The organism is Pseudomonas sp. ANT_H12B (genome assembly GCF_008369325.1).
Classification (GTDB): domain Bacteria; phylum Pseudomonadota; class Gammaproteobacteria; order Pseudomonadales; family Pseudomonadaceae; genus Aquipseudomonas.
Window position 1 is genome coordinate 411,285 of record NZ_VOBI01000001.1, and the last position, 26,001, is coordinate 437,285.

Annotated in this window: 24 protein-coding genes and 1 pseudogene; 8 read left to right on the top strand and 17 right to left on the bottom strand. The window is 59.3% G+C overall.

The annotated features are described in order from the left end of the window. Positions 1–119: 119 nt before the first annotated feature. On the top strand, positions 120–1,835 hold the full coding sequence (locus tag FQ185_RS01990; RefSeq protein ID WP_149415988.1) for an amidase: 1,716 nt from the start codon (positions 120–122) through the stop codon (positions 1,833–1,835). Between the two features lie 59 nt (positions 1,836–1,894). Here the strand turns inward: FQ185_RS01990 and FQ185_RS01995 are convergent, their stop codons facing one another. The 6 genes from FQ185_RS01995 to FQ185_RS02020 all read right to left on the bottom strand — a co-directional run bounded on the left by FQ185_RS01995 (position 1,895) and on the right by FQ185_RS02020 (position 7,648). After that, positions 1,895–3,217 carry a cytosine permease gene (locus FQ185_RS01995; RefSeq protein WP_149415989.1) on the bottom strand — a complete coding sequence of 441 codons (1,323 nt, stop codon included), beginning with the start codon at positions 3,215–3,217 and terminating at the stop codon, positions 1,895–1,897. 111 nt (positions 3,218–3,328) lie between these two features. After that, positions 3,329–4,303 carry a biotin-dependent carboxyltransferase family protein gene (locus tag FQ185_RS02000; protein ID WP_149415990.1) on the bottom strand — a complete coding sequence of 325 codons (975 nt, stop codon included), beginning with the start codon at positions 4,301–4,303 and terminating at the stop codon, positions 3,329–3,331. Beyond that, on the bottom strand, positions 4,300–5,172 hold the full coding sequence (locus FQ185_RS02005; protein WP_149415991.1) for an allophanate hydrolase subunit 1: 873 nt from the start codon (positions 5,170–5,172) through the stop codon (positions 4,300–4,302). Before FQ185_RS02005 ends, FQ185_RS02000 begins: the two co-directional genes overlap by 4 nt. Beyond that, positions 5,169–6,542, bottom strand: coding sequence for an acetyl-CoA carboxylase biotin carboxylase subunit (locus tag FQ185_RS02010; protein ID WP_149415992.1), 1,374 nt, complete (start codon positions 6,540–6,542; stop codon positions 5,169–5,171). The genes FQ185_RS02005 and FQ185_RS02010 overlap by 4 nt, the downstream gene beginning before the upstream one ends. Before the next feature lie 10 nt (positions 6,543–6,552). Beyond that, positions 6,553–6,798 (bottom strand): acetyl-CoA carboxylase, encoded by a 246-nt coding sequence (locus FQ185_RS02015; protein WP_149415993.1) that lies wholly within the window; start codon positions 6,796–6,798, stop codon positions 6,553–6,555. A 91-nt stretch (positions 6,799–6,889) separates the two neighbouring features. Continuing rightward, positions 6,890–7,648, bottom strand: a complete 759-nt coding sequence (locus FQ185_RS02020) for a 5-oxoprolinase subunit PxpA (RefSeq protein WP_149415994.1) — start codon at positions 7,646–7,648, stop codon at positions 6,890–6,892. Positions 7,649–7,791: 143 nt separating this feature from the next. Here FQ185_RS02020 and FQ185_RS02025 point away from each other — a divergent pair, with 143 nt between their 5' ends. Further along, positions 7,792–8,709 (top strand): LysR family transcriptional regulator, encoded by a 918-nt coding sequence (locus tag FQ185_RS02025; RefSeq protein WP_149415995.1) that lies wholly within the window; start codon positions 7,792–7,794, stop codon positions 8,707–8,709. A gap of 196 nt (positions 8,710–8,905) precedes the next feature. On the opposite strand, the pseudogene FQ185_RS02030 reads toward FQ185_RS02025, so the two are convergent. The 8 genes and pseudogenes from FQ185_RS02030 to FQ185_RS02065 form a co-directional block, all read right to left on the bottom strand. Continuing rightward, positions 8,906–9,100 (bottom strand): annotated as a pseudogene (locus FQ185_RS02030) (malate dehydrogenase); the annotation flags it as partial. Between the two features lie 29 nt (positions 9,101–9,129). Further along, a complete protein-coding gene (locus FQ185_RS02035) occupies positions 9,130–9,459 on the bottom strand; it encodes a hypothetical protein (protein WP_149415996.1) in 330 nt (109 codons plus the stop codon). A gap of 32 nt (positions 9,460–9,491) precedes the next feature. Then, entirely contained in the window at positions 9,492–10,838 is a 1,347-nt protein-coding gene (locus tag FQ185_RS02040; protein ID WP_149415997.1) for a dihydroorotase, read from the bottom strand. Beyond that, positions 10,835–12,091: an allantoate amidohydrolase gene (locus FQ185_RS02045; protein WP_149415998.1), complete on the bottom strand. Its 1,257-nt coding sequence runs from the start codon at positions 12,089–12,091 to the stop codon at positions 10,835–10,837. Before FQ185_RS02045 ends, FQ185_RS02040 begins: the two co-directional genes overlap by 4 nt. Next, complete coding sequence (locus FQ185_RS02050; protein ID WP_149415999.1) at positions 12,088–13,023, bottom strand: dihydroorotate dehydrogenase; 936 nt, start codon at positions 13,021–13,023, stop codon at positions 12,088–12,090. Before FQ185_RS02050 ends, FQ185_RS02045 begins: the two co-directional genes overlap by 4 nt. Then, positions 13,020–13,853: a dihydroorotate dehydrogenase electron transfer subunit gene (locus FQ185_RS02055; protein ID WP_149416000.1), complete on the bottom strand. Its 834-nt coding sequence runs from the start codon at positions 13,851–13,853 to the stop codon at positions 13,020–13,022. The genes FQ185_RS02050 and FQ185_RS02055 overlap by 4 nt, the downstream gene beginning before the upstream one ends. Before the next feature lie 83 nt (positions 13,854–13,936). Beyond that, a complete protein-coding gene (locus FQ185_RS02060; RefSeq protein ID WP_256730345.1) occupies positions 13,937–15,199 on the bottom strand; it encodes an MFS transporter in 1,263 nt (420 codons plus the stop codon). Positions 15,200–15,396: 197 nt separating this feature from the next. Then, positions 15,397–16,257, bottom strand: coding sequence for a hypothetical protein (locus FQ185_RS02065; protein ID WP_149416001.1), 861 nt, complete (start codon positions 16,255–16,257; stop codon positions 15,397–15,399). Between the two features lie 460 nt (positions 16,258–16,717). Here FQ185_RS02065 and FQ185_RS02070 point away from each other — a divergent pair, with 460 nt between their 5' ends. From FQ185_RS02070 to phnE, 5 genes are all read left to right on the top strand, one after another. Then, positions 16,718–17,593: a helix-turn-helix domain-containing protein gene (locus tag FQ185_RS02070; protein ID WP_149416002.1), complete on the top strand. Its 876-nt coding sequence runs from the start codon at positions 16,718–16,720 to the stop codon at positions 17,591–17,593. A 131-nt stretch (positions 17,594–17,724) separates the two neighbouring features. Next, entirely contained in the window at positions 17,725–18,576 is an 852-nt protein-coding gene (locus FQ185_RS02075; RefSeq protein ID WP_149416003.1) for a putative selenate ABC transporter substrate-binding protein, read from the top strand. Beyond that, positions 18,573–19,370: a phosphonate ABC transporter ATP-binding protein gene (locus tag FQ185_RS02080; protein WP_149416004.1), complete on the top strand. Its 798-nt coding sequence runs from the start codon at positions 18,573–18,575 to the stop codon at positions 19,368–19,370. The genes FQ185_RS02075 and FQ185_RS02080 overlap by 4 nt, the downstream gene beginning before the upstream one ends. Then, positions 19,364–20,191 (top strand): ABC transporter permease, encoded by an 828-nt coding sequence (locus FQ185_RS02085; protein WP_149416005.1) that lies wholly within the window; start codon positions 19,364–19,366, stop codon positions 20,189–20,191. The genes FQ185_RS02080 and FQ185_RS02085 overlap by 7 nt, the downstream gene beginning before the upstream one ends. Beyond that, positions 20,188–20,955, top strand: coding sequence for a phosphonate ABC transporter, permease protein PhnE (gene phnE / locus FQ185_RS02090; protein WP_149416006.1), 768 nt, complete (start codon positions 20,188–20,190; stop codon positions 20,953–20,955). The genes FQ185_RS02085 and phnE overlap by 4 nt, the downstream gene beginning before the upstream one ends. Before the next feature lie 211 nt (positions 20,956–21,166). On the opposite strand, the gene FQ185_RS02095 is transcribed toward phnE, so the two are convergent. Further along, a complete protein-coding gene (locus FQ185_RS02095; RefSeq protein WP_149416007.1) occupies positions 21,167–22,072 on the bottom strand; it encodes a glycine betaine ABC transporter substrate-binding protein in 906 nt (301 codons plus the stop codon). Positions 22,073–22,392: 320 nt separating this feature from the next. Between FQ185_RS02095 and FQ185_RS02100 the strand changes: the two genes are divergently transcribed. After that, positions 22,393–24,429: an NADH:flavin oxidoreductase gene (locus FQ185_RS02100; RefSeq protein WP_149416008.1), complete on the top strand. Its 2,037-nt coding sequence runs from the start codon at positions 22,393–22,395 to the stop codon at positions 24,427–24,429. A 57-nt stretch (positions 24,430–24,486) separates the two neighbouring features. Here FQ185_RS02100 and FQ185_RS02105 read toward each other — a convergent pair whose 3' ends face one another. After that, complete coding sequence (locus FQ185_RS02105; RefSeq protein WP_149416009.1) at positions 24,487–25,263, bottom strand: pyrroline-5-carboxylate reductase; 777 nt, start codon at positions 25,261–25,263, stop codon at positions 24,487–24,489. Continuing rightward, positions 25,253–25,960 (bottom strand): TetR/AcrR family transcriptional regulator, encoded by a 708-nt coding sequence (locus tag FQ185_RS02110; protein ID WP_149416010.1) that lies wholly within the window; start codon positions 25,958–25,960, stop codon positions 25,253–25,255. The genes FQ185_RS02105 and FQ185_RS02110 overlap by 11 nt, the downstream gene beginning before the upstream one ends. Between the last annotated feature and the right edge of the window lie 41 nt (positions 25,961–26,001).

Sequence of the window (26,001 nt, forward strand, 5' to 3'; positions counted from 1 at the left end):
AGCAGTGCAACGAGAACCGATATGAAAAGCCAATTTGAGTTAAATGATGTCCTTGAGCCCAAGATTCAGCGTGATGGAAACACTCACTACCTCCCCCATCAGCCGCCGGTGGTAACAGCATGATCGAGGTCACCGAGGTTTCCATCGCCGAACTGCGTGCTGCGCTCGAATCTGGCCAGACCACTGCGGTCGAGCTTGTCCAGGCCTATCTCGCCCGGATCGAAGCCTACGACGCACCCGACACGCCCACCGCCCTCAACGCGGTGGTGGTTCGAAACCCCGATGCGCTCAACGAGGCGCTGGCCTCCGATGCCCGTCGGGTGAAGGGCGAGACCCTTGGCCCGCTCGATGGCATCCCTTACACGGCCAAGGACAGTTACCTGGTGAAGGGGCTCACCGCTGCCTCTGGAAGTCCCGCCTTCGCCAACCTGATTGCTTATCGCGATGCCTTCACCATCGAACGGCTTCGCGCCGCCGGGGCGATCTGCCTGGGCAAGACCAACATGCCACCCATGGCGAACGGCGGCATGCAGCGCGGGGTCTATGGCCGCGCGGAGAGCCCGTACAACGGTGACTATCTCACCGCCCCCTTCGCATCTGGCTCATCGAACGGCGCAGGAACTGCCACCGCCGCCAGTTTCGCGGCATTCGGCCTGGCTGAAGAAACCTGGTCGAGCGGACGGGGTCCCGCATCGAACAATGGTCTGTGTGCCTATACGCCATCGCGCGGGGTGATCTCGGTGCGCGGGAACTGGCCGCTGACGCCGACGATGGACGTTGTCGTGCCGTATGCCAGAACCATGGCGGACCTCCTCGAAGTGCTCGACGTGGTGGTGGCGGAGGATCGCGACACACGGGGCGATCTGTGGCGCATGCAGCCCTGGGTGCCGATTCCGAGCGTCGCCTCGGTTCGTCCCGCTTCCTATGCCGATCTTGCCGCTAAAACCGATGCACTCGCTGGAAAGCGCTTCGGCGTTCCACGCATGTACATCAACGCCGATCCCGAAGCAGGCACGTCTAAAGCACCGGGCATCGGTGGTCCGACGGGGCAGCGAATCAATACCCGTGCCTCAGTGATCGAGCTCTGGGAAAAAGCGCGCCAGGCACTCGAAGCGGCTGGGGCGCAAGTGGTCGAAGTCGATTTCCCGCTGGTCTCCAATTGCGAGGGTGATCGTCCCGGTGCGCCGACGGTGTTCACTCGCGGCCTGGTGTCCAAAGAGTTTCTGCATCATGAATTGTGGGACTTGTCAGCGTGGGCGTTCGATGATTTTCTGCGGGCCAATGGCGATCCGAAATTGAACCGCCTCGCCGACGTCGACGGACCGCTGATTTTCCCGCATGACCCGGGAACACTCCCCAACCGGGAGGACGACCTTGCCGCTGGCATGGACGAATACGTGAAGATGGCCGAGCGCGGCATAACGCCGTGGGACAAAATCACCACGCTGCCCGACGGACTGCGGGGACTTGAACAGACGCGTCGAATCGATCTCGAACACTGGATGGATCGACTGGGTCTTGATGCGGTAATTTTCCCGACGGTCGCCGACGTTGGGCCGGCGAATGCCGATGTCGATATGAAGTCTGCGGATATCGCGTGGAGCAACGGCGTATGGGTCGCCAACGGCAACCTCGCCATCCGGCACCACGGTGTGCCTACAGTCACTGTGCCGATGGGAATAATGTCGGACATCGGCATGCCCGTCGGGCTGACATTTGCCGGTCGCGCCTATGACGATTCGTCGTTGCTTCGCTTGGCTTCAGCGTTTGAGTCGACGGGGACGAAACGCTTGATCCCTCCTCGAACCCCAGCATTGGCGGCTGGCAAAAAATAGTAACAGCGGGATTGGGGCTGTGCTTGCTCCAATCCCGCCCGGTAACGGCATGCAAAACCCTACTCTGCCAGGCGCAACCGTAACCGGCTTTGCCGCGACAGACCTGCCTGCAAGGCAAACGCCAAGACGACGGTCGAGGGTGCGGAAAAGCTGCTCAAGCTGTCACCGAAAAACATCAGTGCGAGTCCCAGCGCTGTGGCGCCAAACCAGGCTGTCAAGCCCACCGAATTGAATGCCGACACCCGTTCGAGCGCGGCCACCTCACAGCGCCCGTAGAGAATCTGCGCCAGCGCTACACCGACCCAGGCCACCACGAAAATACCTTGATAAGCCAACGCTTTGAGCAGGTAGGCAAACACATCCGCAAGCATCAAGCCGTAAACGATCACCCCAACCGCCAACGCCCACATCAAGTACGAACCGCGAAGGCCAAAACGACCAAAGAACGCCTGCATGTTCAGCGTCGCCAGGTAATAGTTGGCGGTGTTGATTCGGGTTTGCGTGGCCCAGACAAACAACAATCCCCACAAGCCCATCAACTGCAAAATCGCCATCACCACCGACACTTCGGTCAGTGCACCTTCATGAGGGATGCTGCTGACCAGATAGATGCCAGCCGCGCCGTTGAGCAGAAACGTCACCGCGTAGAACGGCATGCCGAAGTTCCAGCGACCGTGATAGCCAGCGTCTTCAGACTTGCCAAAACGTGCGTAATCGAAGGTAAACAGCATCAGCACCCAGACGCCCATATAGGCGACAAAGCAATCCCACCAGCCAAATGCACTGGGTGTTGCCGGGCCAAAATCCAGCCATTGCGGCTGGTAGCCATAGCGGCTGATCGACAGCCCCACCGCCACCAACAAACCACCCAGGTACACCGGCAGCAACACGCCATTGAGCTTGTCCAGCCAGTGCTGCACGCTGCCCAGAATCATCGGCACGCTGTACAGCACCACCGCCAGTGCGGCCAGCGGATAGACCAGTTCCGGGTACAGGTGATTGAGCGCGACGGCGATCACCGAACCTTCGAACACCGCGTAATAGATCGCCGTGGAAAAGAAGATCAACGTCGCCAGACAGGCACCGGTACTGCCGAACAACAACCGTGAAAACAACGCCACCGACAACCCGCTGCGGATCGCGAAGCGGCTGAGCACACTGTTGACCAGTCCGTAACTGATCACCGACAACACCATCCCGATCAGGGCGTTGCGGGCGCCGTAAGACAGGGCCAGCGAAGCGCCCACCACGATGTAAAACATCGCGCTGCACACCGCCCACCAGGCCATGGTCAGCGACAACCGGCCCATGCGTGCTTCGGGCGGAACGGGATGATTGGCCGGGTCTTGCCCGGTTTGACTCGATTGCGATAAAACAGCCATATGCGTGAACTCCAGAACCAATCAAAGGTTGAAGCGCGGGTAGCCGCCACCGCACCGAAGTGCGGCGTTGGCTGACCGTTTGGCATGACCCGCGCGATGCGGCGGGCAGAATCAGGAAGGGAACAGCTTGCTCAGGCAGCTGAGTTTTTTCTTATAGGAACGTCGCGCTTCCAGCGCCTCTTCCAGGGTGACCGCCACAAAGCGGGCCTTCTGGTTGGGTTGCATCTGGCCGATCAAGTCGAGGTCGGCGCTGATCACCGTGCCGATCATGGCGTAGCCACCACCCGACACAGCATCGCGGTGCAGCACGATAGGTTCGAGCCCCGCCGGGACCTGGATCGAGCCGATCGGGTAGCAACTGTCGACGATGTTCGACGGATCGGAGCCAGCACCGAACGGCTGTTCACGTGGCTGAAAACCCAGCGCGCTACCACCCTTGAAGCGATAACCGATGCGGTCCGCTTCGGAGCCGACCGTCCACGGTTCGGCGAAAAAACTCTTCGCCGCCGATGGGGTCAAGCGGTCGTAGTACAGCCCCGGCACCACGCGCAGGGTGATTTCGCCACCCAATGATTGGCGCAAGGCCATCGGCAAACTGGCCCCGGTGCGGCTTTTACCACTGGCAATACCGACCGGTAGTTCATCACCGGCTACCAGCCTGCGCCCCTGAAAACCACCGAGTGCGCCCAATGCATAGGTGGACCGACTGCCCAGCACCACCGGCACATCAATGCCACCCGCTACCGCCAAATAAGCGCGAGCGCCGGCCTTGGGGAAGTCGAAGCGCAGCACTTGTCCGGCCTTCACCGAGAACGCGGTGTCGTGGTGCATTTCTACGCCATCGACACGCGGCGTCATGTGCGCACCGCACACCGCCACCAGCGCATCCTGCTGAAACTCCAGCTCTGGCCCCAGCAACGTGCACTCCAGCGCCGCCGAACCTGCCGGGTTGCCGAGCAGTTGATTGGCGGCACTCAGAGCGTATTGGTCCAGCGCGCCGGAAGGTGGGATGCCCAGGTGGTAATACCCTTCGCGGCCCAAGTCCTGTACCGACGTGGCAAGACCGGGTTTGAGTACCTTGATCATGCCAGCACCTCCTGCAGCGACTTGGGATAGCCGACGGGATCGGCCAGAAACGCGTCCAGCGAAAACTCCACGGGACGAATCCGCAGATCGAAGCGCCCGGCTTCCACTTCGGCCACCGCGAGGTCGTAGGCCTCGCGGTCCAGGGGTTTGAACTGCACGATGTCGCCTGGGCGGAAGAACACCATGTGCTCTTTCAGGTACGCCAGGTTCTGCTGCGGGTCGTAGATCGGTGCCGGCGTGACGCCAAACATCTGATAACCACCGGCACCGCGAACCGAGTAGATGCAGCCAAAGCAACCGCCGTGACCCAAAGTCAATTTCGGCGTATCGGTGCGTGGCCGCAGATACTTGGGCACCTGCAACTGACGCTCGCGCTCGACCATCTGGAACATGAACGGCAGCCCTGCGACAAAGCCAACCATCGAGACAAACCACGGCGCACCACTGTGGGCAGCAATGAACGCATCGACATCCGCCAGGCCATTGATTCGCGCGGCGTATTCCAGATCCGTAGCGCTCGGGTCCTGATGACGGTCGCGAAAACGCATCAGGGTTTCGTGGGTCCAGGGATCGTTGTAGAGCACCGGGATCTCGATGATCCGCGTGTGCAGGGTGCGTTCAGCGACCGCCTCGGCCTCAGCGATTTTCACCGCTTCAAGCAGGTCGAAAGGGGCGATGCGATCCGGGTCGAAACGGATCTGGAACGAAGCATTGGCCAGGCACACATCGAGTACACCGTCGAGCGCCAGACGTTCGACGGCGCGGGTTACGGCCATGCCTTTGAAGAACGCTTCAAGGGACATGCTCTCGCTGACCTCGGCGAACAAATGCTCATCGGCGCCAAAACTGTAGCGGATTGGAGTGCTCATGCTTCACCTCCGCTGCGGCGCTCGGCCAGCCAGGTTTCCAGGGTACCGGTGTGGAAGTCGGCGCTGTGCAGCCACGGTTGTTCCAGCAGTTCGCCGTGCAACGACAGGGTGCTGGCCATGCCGGTGAGCGTGGTCTGCCCCACCGCCATGCGCGCGCGAGCCAGCGCCTCGGCACGGTCGCGACCGTGAACGATCAGCTTGGCCAACAGCGAGTCATAGTACGGCGGCACGCGGTAGCCTTGATAGAGATGAGTGTCGACACGAACACCCTCCCCTTGCGGCCAGACCAACGCTTCGACCAAACCCGGGCTCGGGAAGAAATCGCGCGCCGGATCTTCCGCGTTCAGGCGCATCTGCAACGCAGCGCCGTTGAGCTGGATGTCACTTTGCTTGAATCCCAGCGGCTCGCCGCCAGCGATGCGCAACATCGCCTGCACCAGATCGATACCGGTGATCAGCTCGCTGACCGGGTGCTCAACCTGAATCCGTGTGTTCATTTCGATAAAGAAGAACTCGCCGGTCGCATCGTCATACAGATACTCCAACGTCCCGGCGCCCTTGTAACCAAGGGATTCGGTCAGGCGCACGGCACTGGCGCAGAGCGTCTCGCGTTGTTGCTGAGTGAGTGCAGGTGACGGCGCTTCTTCAAAGATCTTCTGACGCCGACGTTGCAGCGAGCATTCGCGCTCGAACAAGTGCACGGCATGCTGACCATCGCCCAACACCTGCACTTCGATGTGCCGGGCCTTGCTGATAAAGCGCTCCAGGTACACCGCGCCATTACCAAACGCCGCTTGGGCTTCGCGCTGGGAACGGGGAAACTCTTCTGTCAGTTGTTGAGCGTTTTCCGCCAGTCGGATACCCCGCCCGCCACCACCGGCCGAGGCTTTGATCAACAATGGAAAGCCGACCGATTCAGAAGCCTTGAGCGCCGACTCCACATCAAACAGTTCACCAGGCGAACCCGGCACCACCGGGACACCGGCAGCTTGCGCGGTGCGTCGTGCTTCGGCTTTATCGCCCATGCGCCGGATCGTCTCAGGGCTTGGCCCGACGAAAATTGCGCCGGCGGCGAGTACCGCTTCGGCAAAATCGGCGTTCTCGGAAAGAAAGCCATAACCGGGATGTACCGCATCGGCGCCAGTGGCTTTCAAAGCGGCGAGCAACGCCTCGACGTTCAGGTAACTTTTATCGGCGCGGGCCGGGCCGAGTATGTGCACCTCGTCGGCCATGCGTGCCGCCTGGGAGTCGACGTCCGCTTCGCTACACGCAGCAACGGTCGGGATCCCCAGTTCTTTGGCGGCGCGGATAATCCGCACGGCAATCTCGCCACGGTTGGCGATCAGTAATTTACGAATGCCTTGAGTCATGATCGCGCCCTCACTCGTCGTCGAGTGTTGCGACGGCCTGACCCGGCTCCACCGGATCGCCGTCTTCCACCAGGAATGCGCCAAGGCGACCGGCCGTCCCGGCGGTCAGTTCGGAAAACTGCTTCATCACCTCGATCAGGCCAATCACCGTGTCGGCACTGACCTGCGCGCCCTCCTCGACGAAGTTCGCCGATTCAGGGGTGGCTTTGCGATAGAAGGTCCCGGGCAACGGGGTGATTACAGTGTGTTCGGCCATGTCTGTTCCTCTTGGAATAGTTGTAGAAAGGCAGGCAAAAAAAATCGGTGTGCAAACCCAGGCATCTATGTGCCTGGTATTTCGTCCTGGCTCAGCGCGGTGCGCGAACCTTGATCCCGGCGCTATCGAGCGCATTGCGCGTGGCTTCGACCAACGCCAGCGCACCCGGCGTATCGCTGTGCAAACAGATGGAATCGAATTCGATCGCCAGGTCCTGGCCCTCGACCGTGCGCACCACGCCTTCCTGACAGGCACGCAGCACACGCGCCGCCACTTGGGTCGGGTCGTAAGCGCGCACATTGCGGGTGAAGACGATGGAGCCGGTGAGGTCGTACTCGCGGTCGGCGTAGAACTCGCGGATGACCGGTTGACCGAGTTCTTTGGCGACGCGCCAGATCACTGAGCCGGGCATGCAATACAGCAGCAGCTCGGGCTCCAGACGCTGGAGGTTTTCCACCAGCAAACGGGCGGCCTCTTCGTCCCGGGCCAGGTGCATGTAGAGCGCGCCGTGGGGTTTGATGTGTTGCAGCGCTACGCCTTGAACACGTGCGAGTTCGCGCAGGGCACCCAACTGGTAGAGCATGTCGTCCACCAGCTCCTGAGCCGGTGCATTGATGTGCCGGCGACCGAAACCGACCAGGTCGCGAAACCCTGGATGGGCGCCGATCGCGACACCTAGTTGCCTGGCCCGCTCGACGGTGCGGCGCATGGTGCCGGGGTCACCGGCATGAAAACCGGTGGCGATATTGGCCGAACTGATGAAGCCCATCAGTTCATTGTCGACGCCATCGCCGATGGTCCATGGGCCGAAGCCTTCGCCCATGTCCGAGTTGAAATCTACTGCCTGCATGACGCTTGCTCCTGACGCTTGTGACTTCATGCAGACCACGTTAGATTCCTCCTTACCCCTTGGGAAGATCTATTAACAGATAGGCCATCTTCTGAAAAACAGATAGCCTCTGAAAAACAGATACCTCGTCGCCCGGAGTATTCATGTCACTGACCCTGCGCCAGATCCGCTATTTCGTCGCCACTGCCGAGATCGGACAAATCTCCCAAGCGGCGATTCATCTGAACATTTCGCAGTCGGCGGTGACCACGGCGATCAAGGAACTGGAAGGCATACTCGGCACGCTTTTGTTCCAGCGCTCGGCCCAGGGCATGAGCCTGACTGATGCGGGAAGGCACTTTCTCAATCGGGCTTACGTGATTTTGCGCAGCGTCGACGACGCGCTGAACAGCCCGTTGCCCGACATTCGCGCCAGTGGGCTTTTGCGCCTGGCCGCCAGCTACACAGTGATCGGCTACTTCCTGCCACACCACCTGCAACGGCTTGAACACTGGCATCCCGACGTGGCCATTGAAGTCCACGAACAAGAACGGCAAGCCATCGAGCAAGGGTTGCTGGAAGGCCGATTCGACATGGCGGTGGTGCTGACCGCGAACCTCACCCACCCGGACATCGTCTCGGAAATCCTCTTCAATTCCGAACGCCGGCTATGGCTGCCCAGCCATCATCCCCTGTGCGACCGGTCGGCCGTCAGTCTCGCCGATGTCGCCAAGGAACCTTACATCCTGTTGACCGTCGACGAAGCCGAACAAAGCGCCATGCGCTATTGGGAACACGCGCACCAGCAGCCGAACGTCAGGGTGCGCACCAGTTCAGTGGAAGCGGTGCGCAGCATGGTTGCCAATGGCAGCGGCGTGGCGATCCTCTCGGACCTGGTGCACCGCCCCTGGTCGCTGGAAGGCAAACGCATCGAAACACTGACGGTCACCGACAAGGTCACCCCCATGAGTGTCGGCCTGGCATGGCATCGCGAGCGCGATTTCAGCCCGGCGATGCAGGCGTTTCGTAACTATTTCCACGATGCGTTTCTGGCTCCGCAACAGCTCTCTGCGCGACGTTGAGAGGTTTAGCCAACGTTGGGAGCGTTCATCAATCACCCCAGACGTCTGCGACCGAATGCAGCGGATTGTGCAGGATATGGCAATCTCGCCACCCCACTATCGACTGCGGCTCTGGTGACGGCTGCGGACACTTCGGTGATCAGTCGAGCATCCATTGGCTTAGGCAGAATGTAGTCGCGTCCGTACGAAAACTGCACGGACCAAGGTCTCCAAGGCCGAATATCGCAGTGCCGTTGCTGATCACTGCCACCAAATTGCCCTCCGCGACACCCGGGCTGTACGCCAATGCTAAATCCTGGGCTGTGGCTGTCGGCTTGGTGAGCTCTACGCTGAGTTTTCCGCGGCGTGGATGGGCGTGATAATGCAATGCAGCAGTTTTCAGGTCTGTCATTTCATAGGCTCCAGTCAGTAAAGAGTGGTTCAGACCAGTCCGCGGCTGCCGGCGTAGGCCACGACCACTTGATTCAGAGCGTCGGTGAGGGCACCGTTGCTGCCAGTGCGCAGCGCCGTCTCAAGACTGTCCATGTAGCCCAGCAACTGGGCCTGCACCTTTTGTGCGAATTGCGGGCTGACTTCCTGGTCTTCATAAAACAATACGTAGGCTCGGCAGAATTCGCCGATCACAAAGCACATCGCCGCCTGCTCGGGCACCGTGCGAATGATCTGTTCGCAGTGGACGCGAACCTGTTTGAACGCATCGGTGCCGGGCAAGGCGTTACGGAACTCCTGCACCACAGTTGAAAAGCTCATGACTGACTCCTTAAAACGATGAATGAATAGAGTTAACGATCAAACAAAAGACGCTGCCCCTGGATACCAGGGATGATGTCGCGCCCGTTCCATACCCGCTGTCCATTGACAAAGGTGCTGGCAATGCTTGAGGAGAACGTGACGCCTTCGAACGGACTCCAGGCGCATTTGGACAGCACCTGCGAACGCTCAACGGTGTGGGATCGCATCGGATCGACCAACACGAGATCGGCGGCATAGCCCTCACGCAGAAACCCGCGGCGTGCCACATCGAACAGCATCGCCGGGGCATGACTGACCGCTTCAACCACTCGCTCCAGACTCAATTCGCCGGCGAAGGTACGCTCCAGAGCTGCCTGCAATGCGAACTGCACCAGCGGCAAGCCCGAAGGTGCCTTTTGGTAAAGGTGGTGTTTTTCTTCGAGCAGGTGCGGCGCATGATCAGTGGCCAGAACGTCGATTCGGCCTTGAGCCAGCGCCCGAACAATTGCCAGACGATCGGTTTCGGTTTTAACCGCCGGGTTGCATTTCAATAGCGAGCCCAGGTGCTCGTAATCACCGTCGTTGAAGTGCAGGAAATGCACGCAGGTTTCGGCCGTGATTTGCTTGTCCATCAGCGGCCCGGGCTCAAACAGCTCAAGTTCCTCGGCGGTGGAGATGTGCAGCACATGCAGGCGAGTGCCATGTTTGCGTGCGAGGTCGATGGCCAATCGCGTGGACTTGATGCAGGCCTCTCGGGAGCGAATCAGCGGGTGCATGCGCGCCGGAATGTCCTCACCGAACCTGAGCAAGGCTTGTTGCAGGTTGTCATCAATCATTGGCGAGTCTTCGCAATGCGTGATGATCATCACCGGCGTATCACGGAATATCCCGTTCAGCACCTCAGGGTCGTCCACCAACATGTTGCCGGTGGAAGCGCCCATGAACACTTTGACCCCTGGCGTACTCTTGGGATCAATGGCCCGGATCGCATCGAGATTGTCGTTGCTGGCACCCAGGTAGAAGGCATAGTTCACCACGGAAGATTGCGCGGCGATGCTGTACTTGGCTTCCAGAGACGCCTGATCCAGGGCCGGCGGACGGGTATTGGGCATCTCCATGAAGCTGGTGATGCCGCCCGCCGCACAGGCTCGCGACTCACTGGCAATATCTGCCTTGTGGGTCATGCCCGGCTCGCGAAAATGGACCTGGTCGTCGATCATGCCCGGCAGCAGCCAGAGGCCGTTGGCGTCGATCACTTCATCGTCCGGTTGCGCATGTATGGCCGGCGCGATCCGTACGATGACACCCTCCCGTACCTGCAAATCACTTTGGAATCGCCGGCCTTCGTTGACCAACGTCGCGTTTTTTATCAACCATGAATTGCGTGGGAGTGTCATACGGTCATCTCCTGGGTTGCGTGATAAAGCACCTCCGTCGCCTCAATAAAGTCGTCCAGTTCCATGGCCTCGTGAGGGTTATGGGAGCCATGCTGATTACGGATGAAGAGCATGGCGCTGGGGATTCCGGCGTTGGCGAAAACCGCAGCGTCATGCCCTGCACCACTCGGTGTCAGGACGCCTTCCCAGCCGTGCTCACGGGTCACTCGCACGAACGAATCGATCCAGGGCCCGTGCATTGCCGCGGGCTGTGTGTCGATGCGTTTGTCGAATTGGAACCGCACCTGACGGTGTTCCTCGATCTGCCGGATTTCGGCGTGAATCAAGGTGTAGAAGGCTTCCAGCGTTTGTTGGTGCAGGCTGCGGATTTCCAGGCTGAAGGTCACTTCACCGGGAATCCGCGAGACTGCATGATGGGCAGCGTTTGTGCCCAGAGTGCCAACGGTCACGACAAGGTCTTTGCCGTCGTTCAGCCAGTCACTCCAGAGTTGATCAATGCGCGCGACCAGTTCACTTACGGCGAACACCGAGTCGTGCCGGTCTTCGCGGGACACGGCACCGGAGTGGCCGTCTTCACCCAGACAGCACACTTGGTTATGCCGCAGGTTGCCGCGGATGCCGGGCACGATACCGATGGCCTGGCCCATTTTTTCCAGCGACTCGGCCTGCTCGATATGGACTTCCAGGTAACCAGCGAACTGTTCACGATCAATCAGCCATTGCTGACTGCGAATGGCATCAAGGTCGGCGCCGACCGCTTGCATGGCCTCACCCAGGGTCTTCTTGCTGAAGCGATTGACGAGCTCCAGATCACTGGACGTCAGCCCCCCCATCAACGCTCGCGAGCCCATGTAAGATTTGCCAAACCAGGCGCTCTCCTCGCCGCGCAGTCCTAATACCCGCAATGGACGCGCGGTACGAACCTGCTGCTGGTCCAGTCGGCACAGGCACAACAGCCCTGCCACTACGCCAGCCAGACCATCGTAGTTGCCGCCCTGAGGTACGGAATCCAGATGCGAACCGATCCAGATGGCGGGATGCCCGTTGTCATCTGAACGTTGAAAAATCACATTGCCTGCCCGGTCGTTTACAACCTCCAGCCCGTTGTCGCGAGCGAACCGGGAGAGGTAATCAATGGCGGCGTTTTCACCTTCGCCATAACTTTCGCGGGTGATACCGGTTTCGTAATCGCGAGACAGCTCGGCGATGTCTTGAAAGATGCGCTCGGCCTGCGGTTTCCAGAGAGTGCTCATGGCATGGCTCCAAACGGTGCGGCGGGAGACTCATCGAGGCCACCGATCAAAGAACTCAGCTGCGTGATCCCTTTGCGTCGGCAGAACATTTCCAGCTCATCAACCATCAAGTTCATGGTTTTTGGATGAATGAACGTGGCGGTCCCGACCTGCACCGCACTGGCGCCGGCGTAAATGAATTCCAGCGCGTCGTCCGCCGTGGAAATGCCGCCGCAACCGATCACGGGAATTTGCAAAGCCTTCGCGCATTGATATGTCAGGCGGACCATCAGCGGTTTGATCATGGCGCCGGATATGCCGCCCATGAAATTACCCAGACGGGCACGGCCTTTTTCGATATCGATGGACAGTCCGAGCAACGTGTTGCCAACGACCACCGCATCAGCGCCTTCATTTTGCGCTGACAGGGCTATGTCGACGATCTCGCCGGCATTCGGGGTCAGCTTGACCCACAGTGGTAACCCCGTAGAGGCGCGTATGAGCTTGACCACCTGGCGCGTGCTGTCGGCATGCATGCCGAAGGATTCACCGTGTGCTTCAAGGTTCGGGCAGGAAATGTTCGCTTCGATTCCTGCGATCCCTGGCACATCACTCAACCTTGCTGCCAGTTCGGCAAAGCCTTGGGCGGTAGGCGCCGAAATGCTGACAATGAGCGGTGAATCGAAGTGACGATAGAACGGCACGACCTTGTCGATGAACACATCGACGCCCTTACTGGGAATACCAATGGCATTCATCATTCCGTCCGCCAGTTCGCATACCCGCGGCATCGGGTTCCCAGTGCGTTTTTCACTGGTAATGGTTTTAGTGACCAGGGCGCCCAGTCCATTGAAGTCCAGCAGATGGGTCAGCTCTTCGGCGAAGGTTCCGGACGCCGGCATCACCGGATTTTTCAGGCGCAGGCCGCCAATGTTTACGCTTAAATCAATCATTCCAGCACCTCCGCCAGATCAAAGACCGGGCCTTCCAGACAGACGCGTTTGCCAATTTTCAAACCGTCGACTTCAAACACATCGACACAGCACTGGCACATTCCAAGTCCGCAAACCATTTGTTGTTCCAGCGCGACCTGCCCTGCCAACCCGCGCTCGCTCGACAGACGCTTGAGCAGGCGAGTCAGTCGCTTGGAACCACAGGTGAACAGCGCGTTGCTACCTTCGCGAGCAATAATGTCGCGCAGCAATCGCTCGATATTTTCCAGTGAACTGCTGCCGTCCTCATCAAGCACACTGACGACTTCGGCGCCCAGGGAAGCGAAGCGCTCACGGGACAAAAGGCTCTTTTCGCTACGAGCACTGAGCACGGCAGTCAGCTTGATACCCAACGCGTGAGCCGCCTCGGCCAAGGGTGCGAGCGTCGCCAGACCGACACCGCGTGCGACGATCGTCATGTGTTGCCAGTCCGGGTCCAGGTCAAAACCCTTGCCCAATGGGCCAAGGATTTCCAGCGTCTGATGGGCGCCGAGCGTCTCCAGCCCGAAAGTGCCCTTGCCTGTGACCTTGTAGAGAAACTCCACCTGACCCGTCAGCGGATCGGCCTTGTAAGTGCTCATTGGCCGGCGGAAAAACGGCTTGTGTTCCCCTTCACTGGGGCAGAGCAGGTTGAAGAACTGACCTGGCTGTGAATGGCAGGCCGCGCCATCGGCTTGAAGGACAAGACGCTTGTACTCGTCGTTAACCCATTCGTTGGACAGAACCACTGCCAGCGTGTCATTGGGTGGCGTGACGGCGATAGCTTGGCAGCAGCTGGAAATCACGGTCATTTGAAGGCCCTCGGCTTTGTCTAATTTTTGATACTGATTTTGTTGCGTCTTTTTTACCAATGCATCAACGCATCGCCGGATGCTTATTTTGAGGGTTGTGCCGCGCTTGTCTCCAAGCGGGCTTCACCACTGTCACCCTGGCTGCGTGGCAGTAAAAACAACGTTGCCGCCATGGCCAACAGGTAGATGGAGGCCAGCAACATGATCGCGGCCGAGAAGGAGTACGCCAACGCAATCGCACCCACTGCCAGCGGGCCAAAACCGCCAACACCGCGCCCGACATTGAACAGCACGTTCTGGGCGGTGGCCCGCACCTGAGACGGGTACAAGTCGGAGATCAGTGCGCCATAACCACCGATCATTCCGTTGACAAAAATGCCCATTACTACACCAGCAAACAGCATCGTTATCGGATCGGTCAGGTTGGCGTAAATGAGCACCATCCCCGCAGCGCTGGCCTGGTACAGCAGGAAGATCTTCCAGCGCCCGAAGCGATCGGCCAGTTGCCCGAACAACCAGATCCCGAACGCCATGCCCACCACCGTTGCAGCCGTCCAGGTACCCGAGGCGGTCAGCGAGAAACCAAATTGCCGGGACAAATAGCTCGGCATCCAGATCATGATTCCGTAGTAACCAAAGTTCTGTACCGAGGTCAGCACCATCACTCCGATACTGGCCTTGGCGGTCGGTGCGTCCTTGAACAGCTCGGTAAACCGCCGGGTGAAAGAGATCGGGTTGGCGGTGGCCTTCACGAACTCTTCCGGCTCACCCATGGTGTGGCGAATGACGAAAGACAGCAGCGCCGGAACCAGCCCGACCAGAAACATTCCGCGCCAGCCAATGTGCGGCAGCAGCAACGGCGTCAGCAAGGCTGCCGCTAACACCCCCGCCTGCCATCCCATACCGACATAGGAAGACGCACGGTTACGCTTGTTCGCCGGCCAGGTTTCGGCAATCAGTGCCATACCGATACCGAACTCGCCGCCCAAACCAAATCCAGCGAGAGTGCGGTACGTCAGCAAGTCCCAATAGCCTTGGGCCAATGAACACAAACCGGTAAACACTGAGAACACCAAAATGCACACGCTGAGCATCTTGACCCGACCATAGCGGTCACTCAGTTGCCCGAAAATCAGGCCGCCGGCCACTGCGCCCAGCAACGTCCAGGTCACCAGCGAACCAGCCTCGGAACTGGTCAGGCCCAACCCCAGCGTGATCGCTGGAAGCATGAAGCCCAGAATCAATAGATCAAAGCCATCCATGGCGTAGCCAGTCACGCTGGCGATCAAGGCCTTGCGTGGAGACGCATCTGCCTGTGCGGTGTTTGAGCCGTTGTGAGTCTTCACAATCGTTTCCTCTTATTTTTATCTAATTTTTTAGACGGTCGACCCAAAAAAATAGTGAGCCAACCGCCTGGCCGATCCTTGTAAAACGCCCCGTTCTCCCTTGAATCGCCGGAAGCGATATTCACGAGTTTACGGATAAATTAGACGTATTGTCTAATTTTTGATACTAGCAAATGCAAAAAAATACCCATCAGCTTTCAAAGGTGCCACTCCACGTTGATGGACAGTGCATTGGTGTCAACTCCCTTCCCTCCGTCATTGCCGAACTTATTGCGCCAGTATTCGAAGCCAGGACCTATCCACAGTACGTTTTTCTCGCCCCAGCCCAGTTGCCCGACATCCAGCATCAACGAAGTGCGCATCAATTGTTCGACGCCTGTGGGCCTGTTTTGGTAGTCATCGCCTTTCTTGCCACTCAGGGTGTAATAGCCTTGAAACTTGAGTGGCAACGCTCCTGCCGTAAAAGGAACACCCCACGTGAGGTTGAATTGATAGAACGGATCGAAGGCGAGATCGGTGTGATTGCCCGGTTTGCTGCAGACGGCCAGACCACAATGATTCCACTCACGCGCATACAGCACGCTGGCATCAAGAAAGCCCGAGGGCAGCGCAAACTTGATGGTGGGTCCGACCACCAGCAGGCGCTTATTGGGGCCGAACTCGTTGTTCTTGGTGTTGTAGTCAAATCCGGCCGTCAAGGCCACGTCCTTCACCGGGCCAAAAGCCAGCGGCTTATCGAATATTTTGCCGTACTGGAACTGGTTGCGGTACGTCACATAGGCCTCGGTCGCACCCGTGCCGCCACCTTTGGCGGGGTCACTGTGATCAGACTTGAACACATCCAGATTGATGAAATTTTGCCCCAGCTTGTACCCACTGACATGGGTCACCTGCAGGATGTTCTTTGCGACATCGTTGGGCTTGCCTGGCTCGGTGTAGTGAGCGCTGTATCGATAGCCGATCAGCGTATCGCTGAAGGTCGGGCCGGCGAAGGCACTGGGCGCAAACGTTACCAGTGAGATCGAGATGAGCGAAGGCACAGCGATTAAATAACGCATGGGATGGGCTCCGTATTTTTATAGGTTTTCGGGCACAACGGGGCACGTAATCAGATCAATCTGTTCACGGCGTCAAGGTTGGTTTTGATGAGCTGTATGTAGAGTCTGTTTAAGGTGCGTTCATTCCTCCTTATGGGTTTCACCAGGCGAACCGGGTCTTTCCATTGCAGTGAATGGGTAGACCTGATCAGGGGTTAAACGTCTGTGTGGTAGCCCGAACCCGGGCCTGCCATCCATACCGATACCGGAAGACGAAAGGGAGTTGCGTAGGGATAGTCGTAGACATGGCCGCACCATTTTTGTATTTTTTAGACGACTTGCTATACTTTGTCTAAATATTGATACAGTCAAGCCTTCTCGAGGTCAAGAAAATTTGCAGGCAAACTCCAAATGTCCGAGTGCCGCAACCTGCGAGAACGTGGAAGATGACAATCATGGACACCTGACTTTCGGAGCTGCAGTGAGCCAAATCGACTATCAAGCCATCGGTGAACGCCTCAGGGCTTACCGCATCGGTCGCCAAATGAATGCCGATCAAGTGGCCGAAAAACTCGATATTTCCCGAGCCGCCGTTTATCGATTGGAACTCGGTAAAATCGTCAAGCTTGAGACGCTGGACCGGCTGGCACAATTGCTCAAGGTATCCCTCACCAGTCTGCTGGGCTCGGACACCGAGTATTTCGACAACGCCTTGGGTTACTTCGAACGAATGCGCCAGCTTGAAGCGCGGTCTGTCAGCATCCAATCGTATTTCGATCCGTTTTCCTATCTGTTGACGTCACCGGAATACTCCGAGCTTTTCAAGACCATGCTCGACGAAGCCCGGCCCAACGATTTCGATGCAAACCAGGACGCAATGCAGACGCAAATCCTCGACATTCTGAATGAACGTAAAGCGACGTTTTCGAAACAGAAATTCGAGGTCCAGTCGATCATCAGCCTGCGCCAGATTGAACGTTACCTGCACATCGGCCTGGTCGGCCGACTTGACTTGCCACCCAGCGTGAGGATGGAAAGAGCCCTGCTAGCTCGTCGTGAAGTCGAGAATCTGATCGACAAAATCGGCAACGAAGGCTCGCGCTTCAACATCTTCCTGATTGACGAGACATTGCCCAGCGCCACCTTCCAGATATTTCAACAACCGCACACAAGCTATGTCGCGGTGAGTCCATACCGCCTGGGTGAGTTGCCCAATATCCACACGGGAATCGCAAGCGTCACCTCCTCGCCCGAAGCCGTCGAAATGTACAAGAACATGACCCAAGGGCTACTTAAACGCGCCCACTCCGGCGAGGCCGCCAAACGCGAACTTATCCGCCTGCTGGCCAAGCTCTGAGACGATCACCACACGTTTCGTGGCGATGGGAAAATATCGCTCCGTTTCGTCTACCCTCACAAAGCGCCATGCCGCAATCAGCTTGCGCCGGGCGCATCGATATTCTTGCGTTAATGCACCGGAGAACTTCCATGTTCAAGCGTCCACTGGCTTTGACCATCAGCCTGGTCCTGTCTTTTTGCGCCCTGTTAGCGCAGGCCGCCGACACCCTGAAAGTCAGCGCGATTCCCGACGAAGCCCCTACCGAACTGTTGCGCAAGTTCAAGCCGCTTGGCACCTATCTCGAACAACAGTTGGGCATGAAGGTCGAGTTCGTGCCCGTGAGCGACTATCCGGCCGTAGTCGAGGCGCTGGCCACCGACCGAATCGACCTGGCGTGGCTGGGCGGCTTCACGTTCGTGCAGGCCCGTCTGAAAACCGGCAATGCCATTCCGCTGGTGCAACGTGAACAGGACGCCCAATTCACCAGCAAATTCATCACCGCCGACCCGGCCGTCAAATCGCTGAAAGACCTCAAGGGCAAGACCTTTGCGTTTGGCTCTGTGTCCTCCACCTCAGGCAGTCTGATGCCACGCTATTTCATGCTCCAGGATGGCATCAAGCCGGAAACGTACTTTAGCCGCGTGGGCTACTCCGGCGCCCATGACGCCACTGTCGCCTGGGTTCAGGCCGGCAAGGTGGACGCCGGGGTACTGAACGCCAGCGTGTGGGAAAAACTGGTCGCCGCCGGCAAAGTCGACACCGACAAAGTCAAAGTGTTTGCCACCACCCCAGCCTACTTCGACTACAACTGGACGGTGCGCGGGACCCTCGACCCGGCACTGGCGGCCAAAATAAAGGCAGCCTTTCTTGCGCTCGATCCGGCGAACCCGAAAGACAAGGAGGTTCTGGATCTGCAGGCCGCCAGTCGATTCATCGAAACCAAGCCTGAGAACTACAAGGGTATCGAGGAAGCCGCACGCGCCGCCGATCTGCTCAAATGACGTTGCATCTGACCCAGGTCAGCCTTACCCACGTCAACGGCGTCCAGGCGCTACGTGGTGTAGACCTGCACATCGGTGCAAGCGAACAGGTCGCCATCATTGGTCCGTCCGGCGCGGGCAAGTCGAGCCTGCTCAACCTGCTGGCCACCGCCCTGCGACCGGACAACGGCGAGCTGCAGGTGCTCGGCGAACGAGCCTGGCAGCTTACTGCCCGTCAGCGCCAGCGTCTGCGCGCGCGCATCGGCCTGATACATCAATCGCCACCCCTGCCACCGCGCCAGCGCGTGGTCACCGCGGTTCTGGCTGGAAAGCTGGGTCAGTGGGGGCTGGGCAAGAGCCTGCTGAACCTGCTGCATCCGCTGGATATTCCGGGTGCACGCGCGGCATTGGCCAGGCTCGACCTGGGCGACAAGTTGTTCGCGCAATGCCAGCAGCTGTCCGGAGGGCAGCTACAGCGTGTGGGCATTGCCCGCGTGTTGTATCAAGCGCCCGAAGTGTTACTGGCCGATGAGCCGGTATCGGCCATGGACCCGGTGCTCGCCGAGCACACGCTTTCGGTACTTTGCCGCCATGCGCGGGAGCACAACGTCACCCTGGTCGCCAGCCTGCATGCGGTGGAGCTGGCCCTTGCGCACTTTTCGCGCATCATCGGCTTGCGTGACGGACAGATCCTGTTCGACCTTGCGGCCAGCGAAGTCGACCGTGAGCTGCTCGACAAGCTCTACGCCAACGAGCAATTGCAATCCCCACCGATTGCTCCGGCCCCTTTGAGTGTGCAGATTCCGCGATGCTGACGTCTGCCACCCGCGATCCGGCCGCCCGCCCCCGCCTGCTACTCAGTCTGCTGGCTCTTGCGCTGCTGTGGCCGGGCATCCACTTCAGCGAGTTGGACCTCAGCGTACTGGTGGCGAGTGACAGCCAGAGCGAGATGGGCAAATTTGTATCAGCCTTCTGGCCACCGGCCCATGGCGAGGCGTTCATTGAGCTGTTGCTGCAAGCCACCCTACAGACCCTGGCGATCGCCACGGCAGGAATGGCATTGGCGTTGCTGTTGGCAGTCCCCGCCAGCCTGCTGGCCAGTCGTGCGCTGTCGCTGTCTGCTGCTTCCCGTGCCGGCCATCCGAGCTATTGGGGTCAACTGTTGCGTTGGCCTGTACGCGGGTTACTGATCTTCCTGCGCAGCGTGCCGGAAATTGTCTGGGCGCTTTTGTTCGTGCGCGCCGTCGGACTGGGCCCGACTGCCGGGGTGCTGGCCATTGCCATTACCTACAGCGGCATGCTGGGCAAGGTCTACGCGGAGATTTTCGAGTCGGTCGACCAGCGCCCGGCCCACGCGCTACTGCAGGCTGGCAGCGGTCGGCTCGCAGCCTTTTGCTACGGGATCCTGCCCAATGTCGCTGCCGAGTTGCTGTCGTACACGGTGTACCGCTGGGAATGCGCCATCCGCGCCTCGGTGGTGATGGGCTTCGTCGGTGCAGGCGGTCTGGGCCAGCAAATGGATCTGTCATTGCGCATGTTCGCCGGCGGTGAAGTGGCCAGTTTGTTACTGACGTTTCTCGTACTGGTACTGCTCGCCGATCAACTCAGCCGCCTGCTGCGCTGGAGGCTGGCATGAATCGCCTGATCAACCTCGTGCTGCTCCTGTGCATCGGTGCAGCGGTCGTCGCCTCGTTCATCTACCTGGGCATCGACCTCGGTGAGCTCGGCGACACCGGCAACCTGCATCAGATGGGCGCTTATGCGCAGCGTTTTCTGAGCCCGGACCTGAGCGCGGGCCATCTGCAAGCCATCGGCCACGGAGCCCTGGAAACCATTGCCATGTCCGCCCTCGGCACCTTGCTCGCGGCGGTACTGGGTCTGTTATTGGCATTGCCCGCGGCCGGGCGCTTCGGCTGGCCTCTGCAGAGTGCGTCGCGTCTTGTCCTCAACGCCTTGCGTGCGGTTCCTGAACTGGTATGGGCGGCGCTGATGGTCCTGGCCGCCGGGCTCGGCCCCAATGCCGGCACCCTGGCATTAGCCCTGCACACCACCGGTGTACTGGGTAGACTGTTTGCCGAAGCGCTGGAAAATACCCCGCCAGAGCCGTCCGAAGCCATCCGCCTGCAGGGTGGTAATGCCGTATCGGCTTTCTGTTACGGATCACTGCCCAACCTGTTTCCACAGCTACTGGCCTACATCCTCTACCGCTGGGAAAACAATATCCGCATGGCCAGTGTGCTCGGTTTCGTCGGCGCCGGTGGTTTGGGGCAAATGCTCTATGTCAGCCTCAGCCTGTTCCAGGAAGCTCAAGCCAGCACGGTGATTCTGGCCATGCTGCTACTGGTATGCGCCGTCGATTCATTGAGCAGCTGGAGCCGCCAACGCTGGGTCAAGGCCTGACTGTTGACCCGCTGAAAACGGCGGTGGATTCAACCGGTCACTCAGCAGTTGATGAGCGTGTCGAGTCTGTCGTTGCCTGACTTCCATCGCCATGGCCTACGTCGAAAGCGCCTGGTCGCTCTATACCCTGCGGTTTCTGCTCGGGGTCTTTGAAGCTGGTTTCTTCCCACAACAGGCAGACCTGCCTGCCTGCTGTTTTCCTGCCAGACCATCAAGGCTGGCGGCTGACTCTCTGCTCACCTTTGTCGAACATCGCTTCGAAACGAGGCTTGTTGGCTGCGTAGTAAGCGGCCACAGCCTGGTCAGAGGAGGTTTGGCGTGCCTGCATCATCAGCGCTTCAAGGTCGGCTTGAGGAATCGAGTAATGGGCGAAGAAGTACGCCACCTCGGGGTACTGCTGGCTAAAACCCTTGCGTGCCATGGCGTGAATCTGCTCGGCGCCACCAAAGATCTGCTTGGGATCATCCAGGTAGCGCAGCGACCATTTGGAGAACATCCAGTGTGGGCTCCAGGCATTCACCAATGACCATTTATCACGCTTGAGGTTGCGATCGAGCTCGTTGAGCATGCCGGTTTCCGAGGACGCCACCAGCTTGTAACCGGTGAGTTTGTATTCCTCGATGGCCTTGACCGTGAGCTTGTATTGGCCGTTGCCGACCTCGGACGTGAGGATCTTGCCGTCGAGTTTTTCCCTGACCTGCGGTTTGTTCAGGTCCTCGACGCTCGACACTTCACTGACGGGCACCGAGGTGGGCACTGCCATGCCGATCCGTCCCTCGTAAAGCACGCCCAGATCTTCGAGCTTGTCCCGGTATTTGTCGTAAAACGCCTTGTGGGTGCTGGGTAGCCACACCATTGGAATGAGGTCGATATTACCGTTGGCCAAGGCCTGGAATTGAATGCCGATATCGGCCATCACCAATTTGACCGGCTGCTTGAGATGCTCCTGCAATGCGGTACTGGCCAGTTTGACGGTGATCTCGGTGTCGGACCAGTTGACCCAGCCAATGCGCACTGGCGGCGGTTCGCCAGCCTGCGTCGAGGCAGTGCTTGTTACCAGCGCAAAGCCGAACAGACAGGCACAGGCTATTTTTCGATAGGGCGAATGAACGTTCATCAAGCGTCTTCCTATTTAGGTGTGATAGGCAGGTTGTCTTCGTTTGAACGGCCTTACGGTCGTGAATAGTGCAGTCTTCGCTGCTTCATATCCGGGCAGCGCAGCCCTCCTCCACCGATGCCTCCTCGCAATCCTCTTCACGTCGTGCCGAGCGCGATGTGGTGGCCGGTCCTCTGCTCCCTTCAAGCCTGATCTTATCGGTGAGTTTTGCCTCAAGCAAGAAAAATGTACATGTGTGTCATGCGCCGTTGACACCTATGTACATTTATCCTAATTTCAAGTCGCCGAGCCTGATGAAGCCCACCTTGGAGCGCACCACGATGTCCAGCGATCCCTTGCTGCAACCCTACAAAATCAAGAACCTGACCCTCAGAAACCGGATCATGACCACCGCGCACGAACCGGCCTACCCGGTCGATGGCATGCCCCAGGCGTTGTATCGCGCTTATCACGTAGAACGCGCCAAGGCCGGGGTTGCGCTGACCATGACCGCAGGCTCCGCAGCGGTATCTCGGGACAGCCCGCCGGTGTTCAACAACGTGCTGGCCTACAAGGACGAAGTGGTCAAATGGATGAAGGACCTGACCGACGAATGCCATGAACACGGCGCGGCAGTGATGATCCAGCTGACCCACCTCGGTCGTCGTACCCGCTGGGACAAGGCCGACTGGTTGCCGGTGGTGTCACCCTCGCATCGTCGCGAGGCATCGCACCGTTCTTTCCCGAAAAAAATGGAAGAGTGGGACATCGAGCGGATCATCAAGGACTACGTGGACGCCGCCGAGCGCATGCAGGCTGCGGGTCTGGACGGCCTGGAACTGCAAGCCTACGGGCATTTGATGGATCAGTTCTGGTCGCCGCTGACCAATGACCTCGAAGGTCCGTACGGTGGCTCGCTGGAAAACCGCATGCGTTTTACTTTCGACATACTGCGAGGCATTCGCCAGCGCGTCGGAGAAGACTTCCTGCTAGGGGTTCGCTACACCGGCGACGAAGTGCTGCCGGGCGGCTTCACGGCCAGTGAGGGCATGCAGGTTTCCCATATGCTGAAGGACAGCGGGTTGGTCGACTTCCTGAACGTGGTGCGCGGCCACATCGACACCGACGCAGGCCTGACCGATGTCATTCCGATCCAGGGGATGCGCAATTCGCCGCACCTGGACTTCGCCGGCGAGATTCGTTCTGCCACGGGATTCCCGACCTTCCACGCGGCGAAGATTCCTGACGTCGCCACGGCGCGCTATGCGATCGCCTCGGGCAAGGTGGACATGGTGGGCATGACCCGTGCGCACATGACCGACCCGCACATCGTGCGCAAAATCATCGAAAAGCGTGAAGAAGACATTCGCCCCTGCGTGGGCGCGAACTACTGCCTTGACCGTATTTACCAGGGTGGCGCGGCCTATTGCATCCACAACGCGGCCACCGGCCGGGAAACCACCATGCCTCACGACATTGCCGAGGCTGCGCTAAAACGCAAGGTCCTGGTCATCGGCACCGGTCCTGCGGGGCTGGAGGCGGCGCGAGTCGCTGGCGAACGTGGGCATGACGTCACGGTGCTGGAGGCAGCGGATCAGCCCGGTGGACAGATCCGGCTGACGGCCCTGAACGAGCGCCGCCGCGAGATGATCGGCATCATCGATTGGCGAATGGCCCAGTGCGAGCGTCTGGGCGTCAAGTTCCACTTCAACACCTGGGCCGAAGCCGACACGGTGCTGGCGCATGAACCGGACGTGGTCATCGTTGCGACCGGCGGCCTGCCCCACACCGAGGTGCTGAGCCGGGGCAACGAGCTGGTGGTTTCAACCTGGGACATTATCTCCGGCGACATCAAGCCTGGCCGCAATGTGTTGATTTTCGATGACGCCGGTGATCATGCCGCCCTGCAAGCTGCCGAGGTCATCGCGCAAAGCGGTGCAAGCGTGGAGATCGTCACCCCTGACCGCGCGTTTGCGCCGGAAGTGATGGCCATGAATCTGGTGCCCTACATGCGCAGCCTGCAGGACCTGAACGTCACCTTCACGGTCACCTACCGGGTCGAGGCGGTCGAAAAGCGCGATGGTCGGCTTGTTGCGATCTTCGGCAGCGACTACGGCAAGGTTCACAAACAGCGGGTCGTCGACCAGGTCGTCGTCAACCACGGCACGATTCCCCTGGACGACCTGTACTTCGACCTTCGCCCACATTCGAGCAATGGCGGCGCGGTGGAACAACACGACCTCATCGCTGGCAAGGCACAGAACATCGTCACCAACCCCGAAGGGCGTTTCCAGCTGTTCAGGATTGGTGACGCGGTGGCCGCTCGCAACACCCACGCGGCCATCTACGATGCCCTGCGACTGGTGAAAGAAATCTGACCCGATGCAAAACCTGTAGGAGCGAGCTTGCTCGCTCCTACAGGGAGTTGCGTCTGATTACATGCCTCGCCGGGCTACGTCCGCACCGTTCTGCAATGCACGTCCCACAACGGCCTCGATATTCTGATCGGCCATCGATTGCAGTGCCGCCGCAGTCACACCACGGTAAGCCATCAGGGTTTCTATTATTTGCAATGGATCGTGGCGGGCAAGCAGCTGACCGCCACCCACCACTACACCGTGTGCGGCTCGTTGTGCGATGGCGGGGGGAATGCCCGCAGCCACTGCCTGGCCGACCAGCGCCTTGTACAGCATTGCCGGAAAAGCAGGCCCGGTACCGGAGAGCGCACTGAGGTAATCGATGCAGTCCTCATCGGGTACTTCGTCCGCCGCCCCCACACACTCGAACAGCCGCTGCACCAGCGCGCGGTCGCGTTCGCACAGGCTGCCGGCACTGTACCAGGGGGTGAACGATTGCCTGATTTCCACGGCGGCATTCGGCATCGCCCGTATCACCAAATCCGCGCCGGTAGCCGCACTGATAGCAGCCGCCGGGACCCCCGCCATCAGGGAAATCACCCGTTTGCCTTTGGCGTCGATCTGAAGTTCACGGAACTGCTCCGGCCGGATCGACAACATGACAATATCGCTGAGCTCCACTAACTGCTGGTTGTCTGCGAGAAGCCGCACCTGAGGCCCGAAAGTGCTGCTGCCGGAGCGGTTCGAAACCAGCAAACGATCAGCACTGATAAAGCCGCTGTCCAGCAGCGCTTCGGCGATTGCACGTCCCAACCAGCCGGTGCCGCCGATGATGCCCAGGGTTCTATTGTGCATCGGGAGTCGCCTCCTCGAAGGTGTCGAGCAGCGACACAAAAACGCCTGGCTCTTTTTCCGCGTAGCCGAACTTTCCATAAAAACGGTCGAGCTCACGCCGCTTCGGCGCTTTGCCGGTAAACACGGTGACGTACTGAGGGATTCGCCGGAAACGCACAACGATGTCTTCACTGGTTTTCATGGAAATGTAGCCGATCTGCGTGAGGTAAATCGTCCTGGCCCGTGCGTCGGCGGCCTCTGCCTCGTAGCCAAAGCGTCGGAACATGCCGGCCAGGGCATTTATCCGCGTCTCATCCGCTACCGCGATTTCGGCGGCAACCTCGTCGGATTGCAGTGCCCAGCTGCGCACTGCAAATTCGAACTGTGAGTCGAACAGATCAGGGTTTACCCAGCATTCGAAGACATTGAGGATCGCTTCGGAAATACTTTCTGCGTAACTGTCGCACTGGCGGACCAGGCCGCCGGTGTTCTTGTCCCGCCACCGGGCCAGCAGCGCTGCGAGCAACTGTTCCCGATCGGCATAGAACCAGTAGAAACTGGTACGAGACAAGTTCAGCCGCTTGGCCAGCGGCATCACCCGCACCGCGTCCACACCGGACTCCTTAAGGGCATCGTAAGCGGCTTCCAGCCAGCCATTGACAGAGCCGCGCCAGCCCGCGTCTTGCGCCTTGGTTCGCGTCTTTGCTGTCTGCGACATCCTCGGGTTCCACCTTTATCAAAAATTCCGCTCCACTGTAC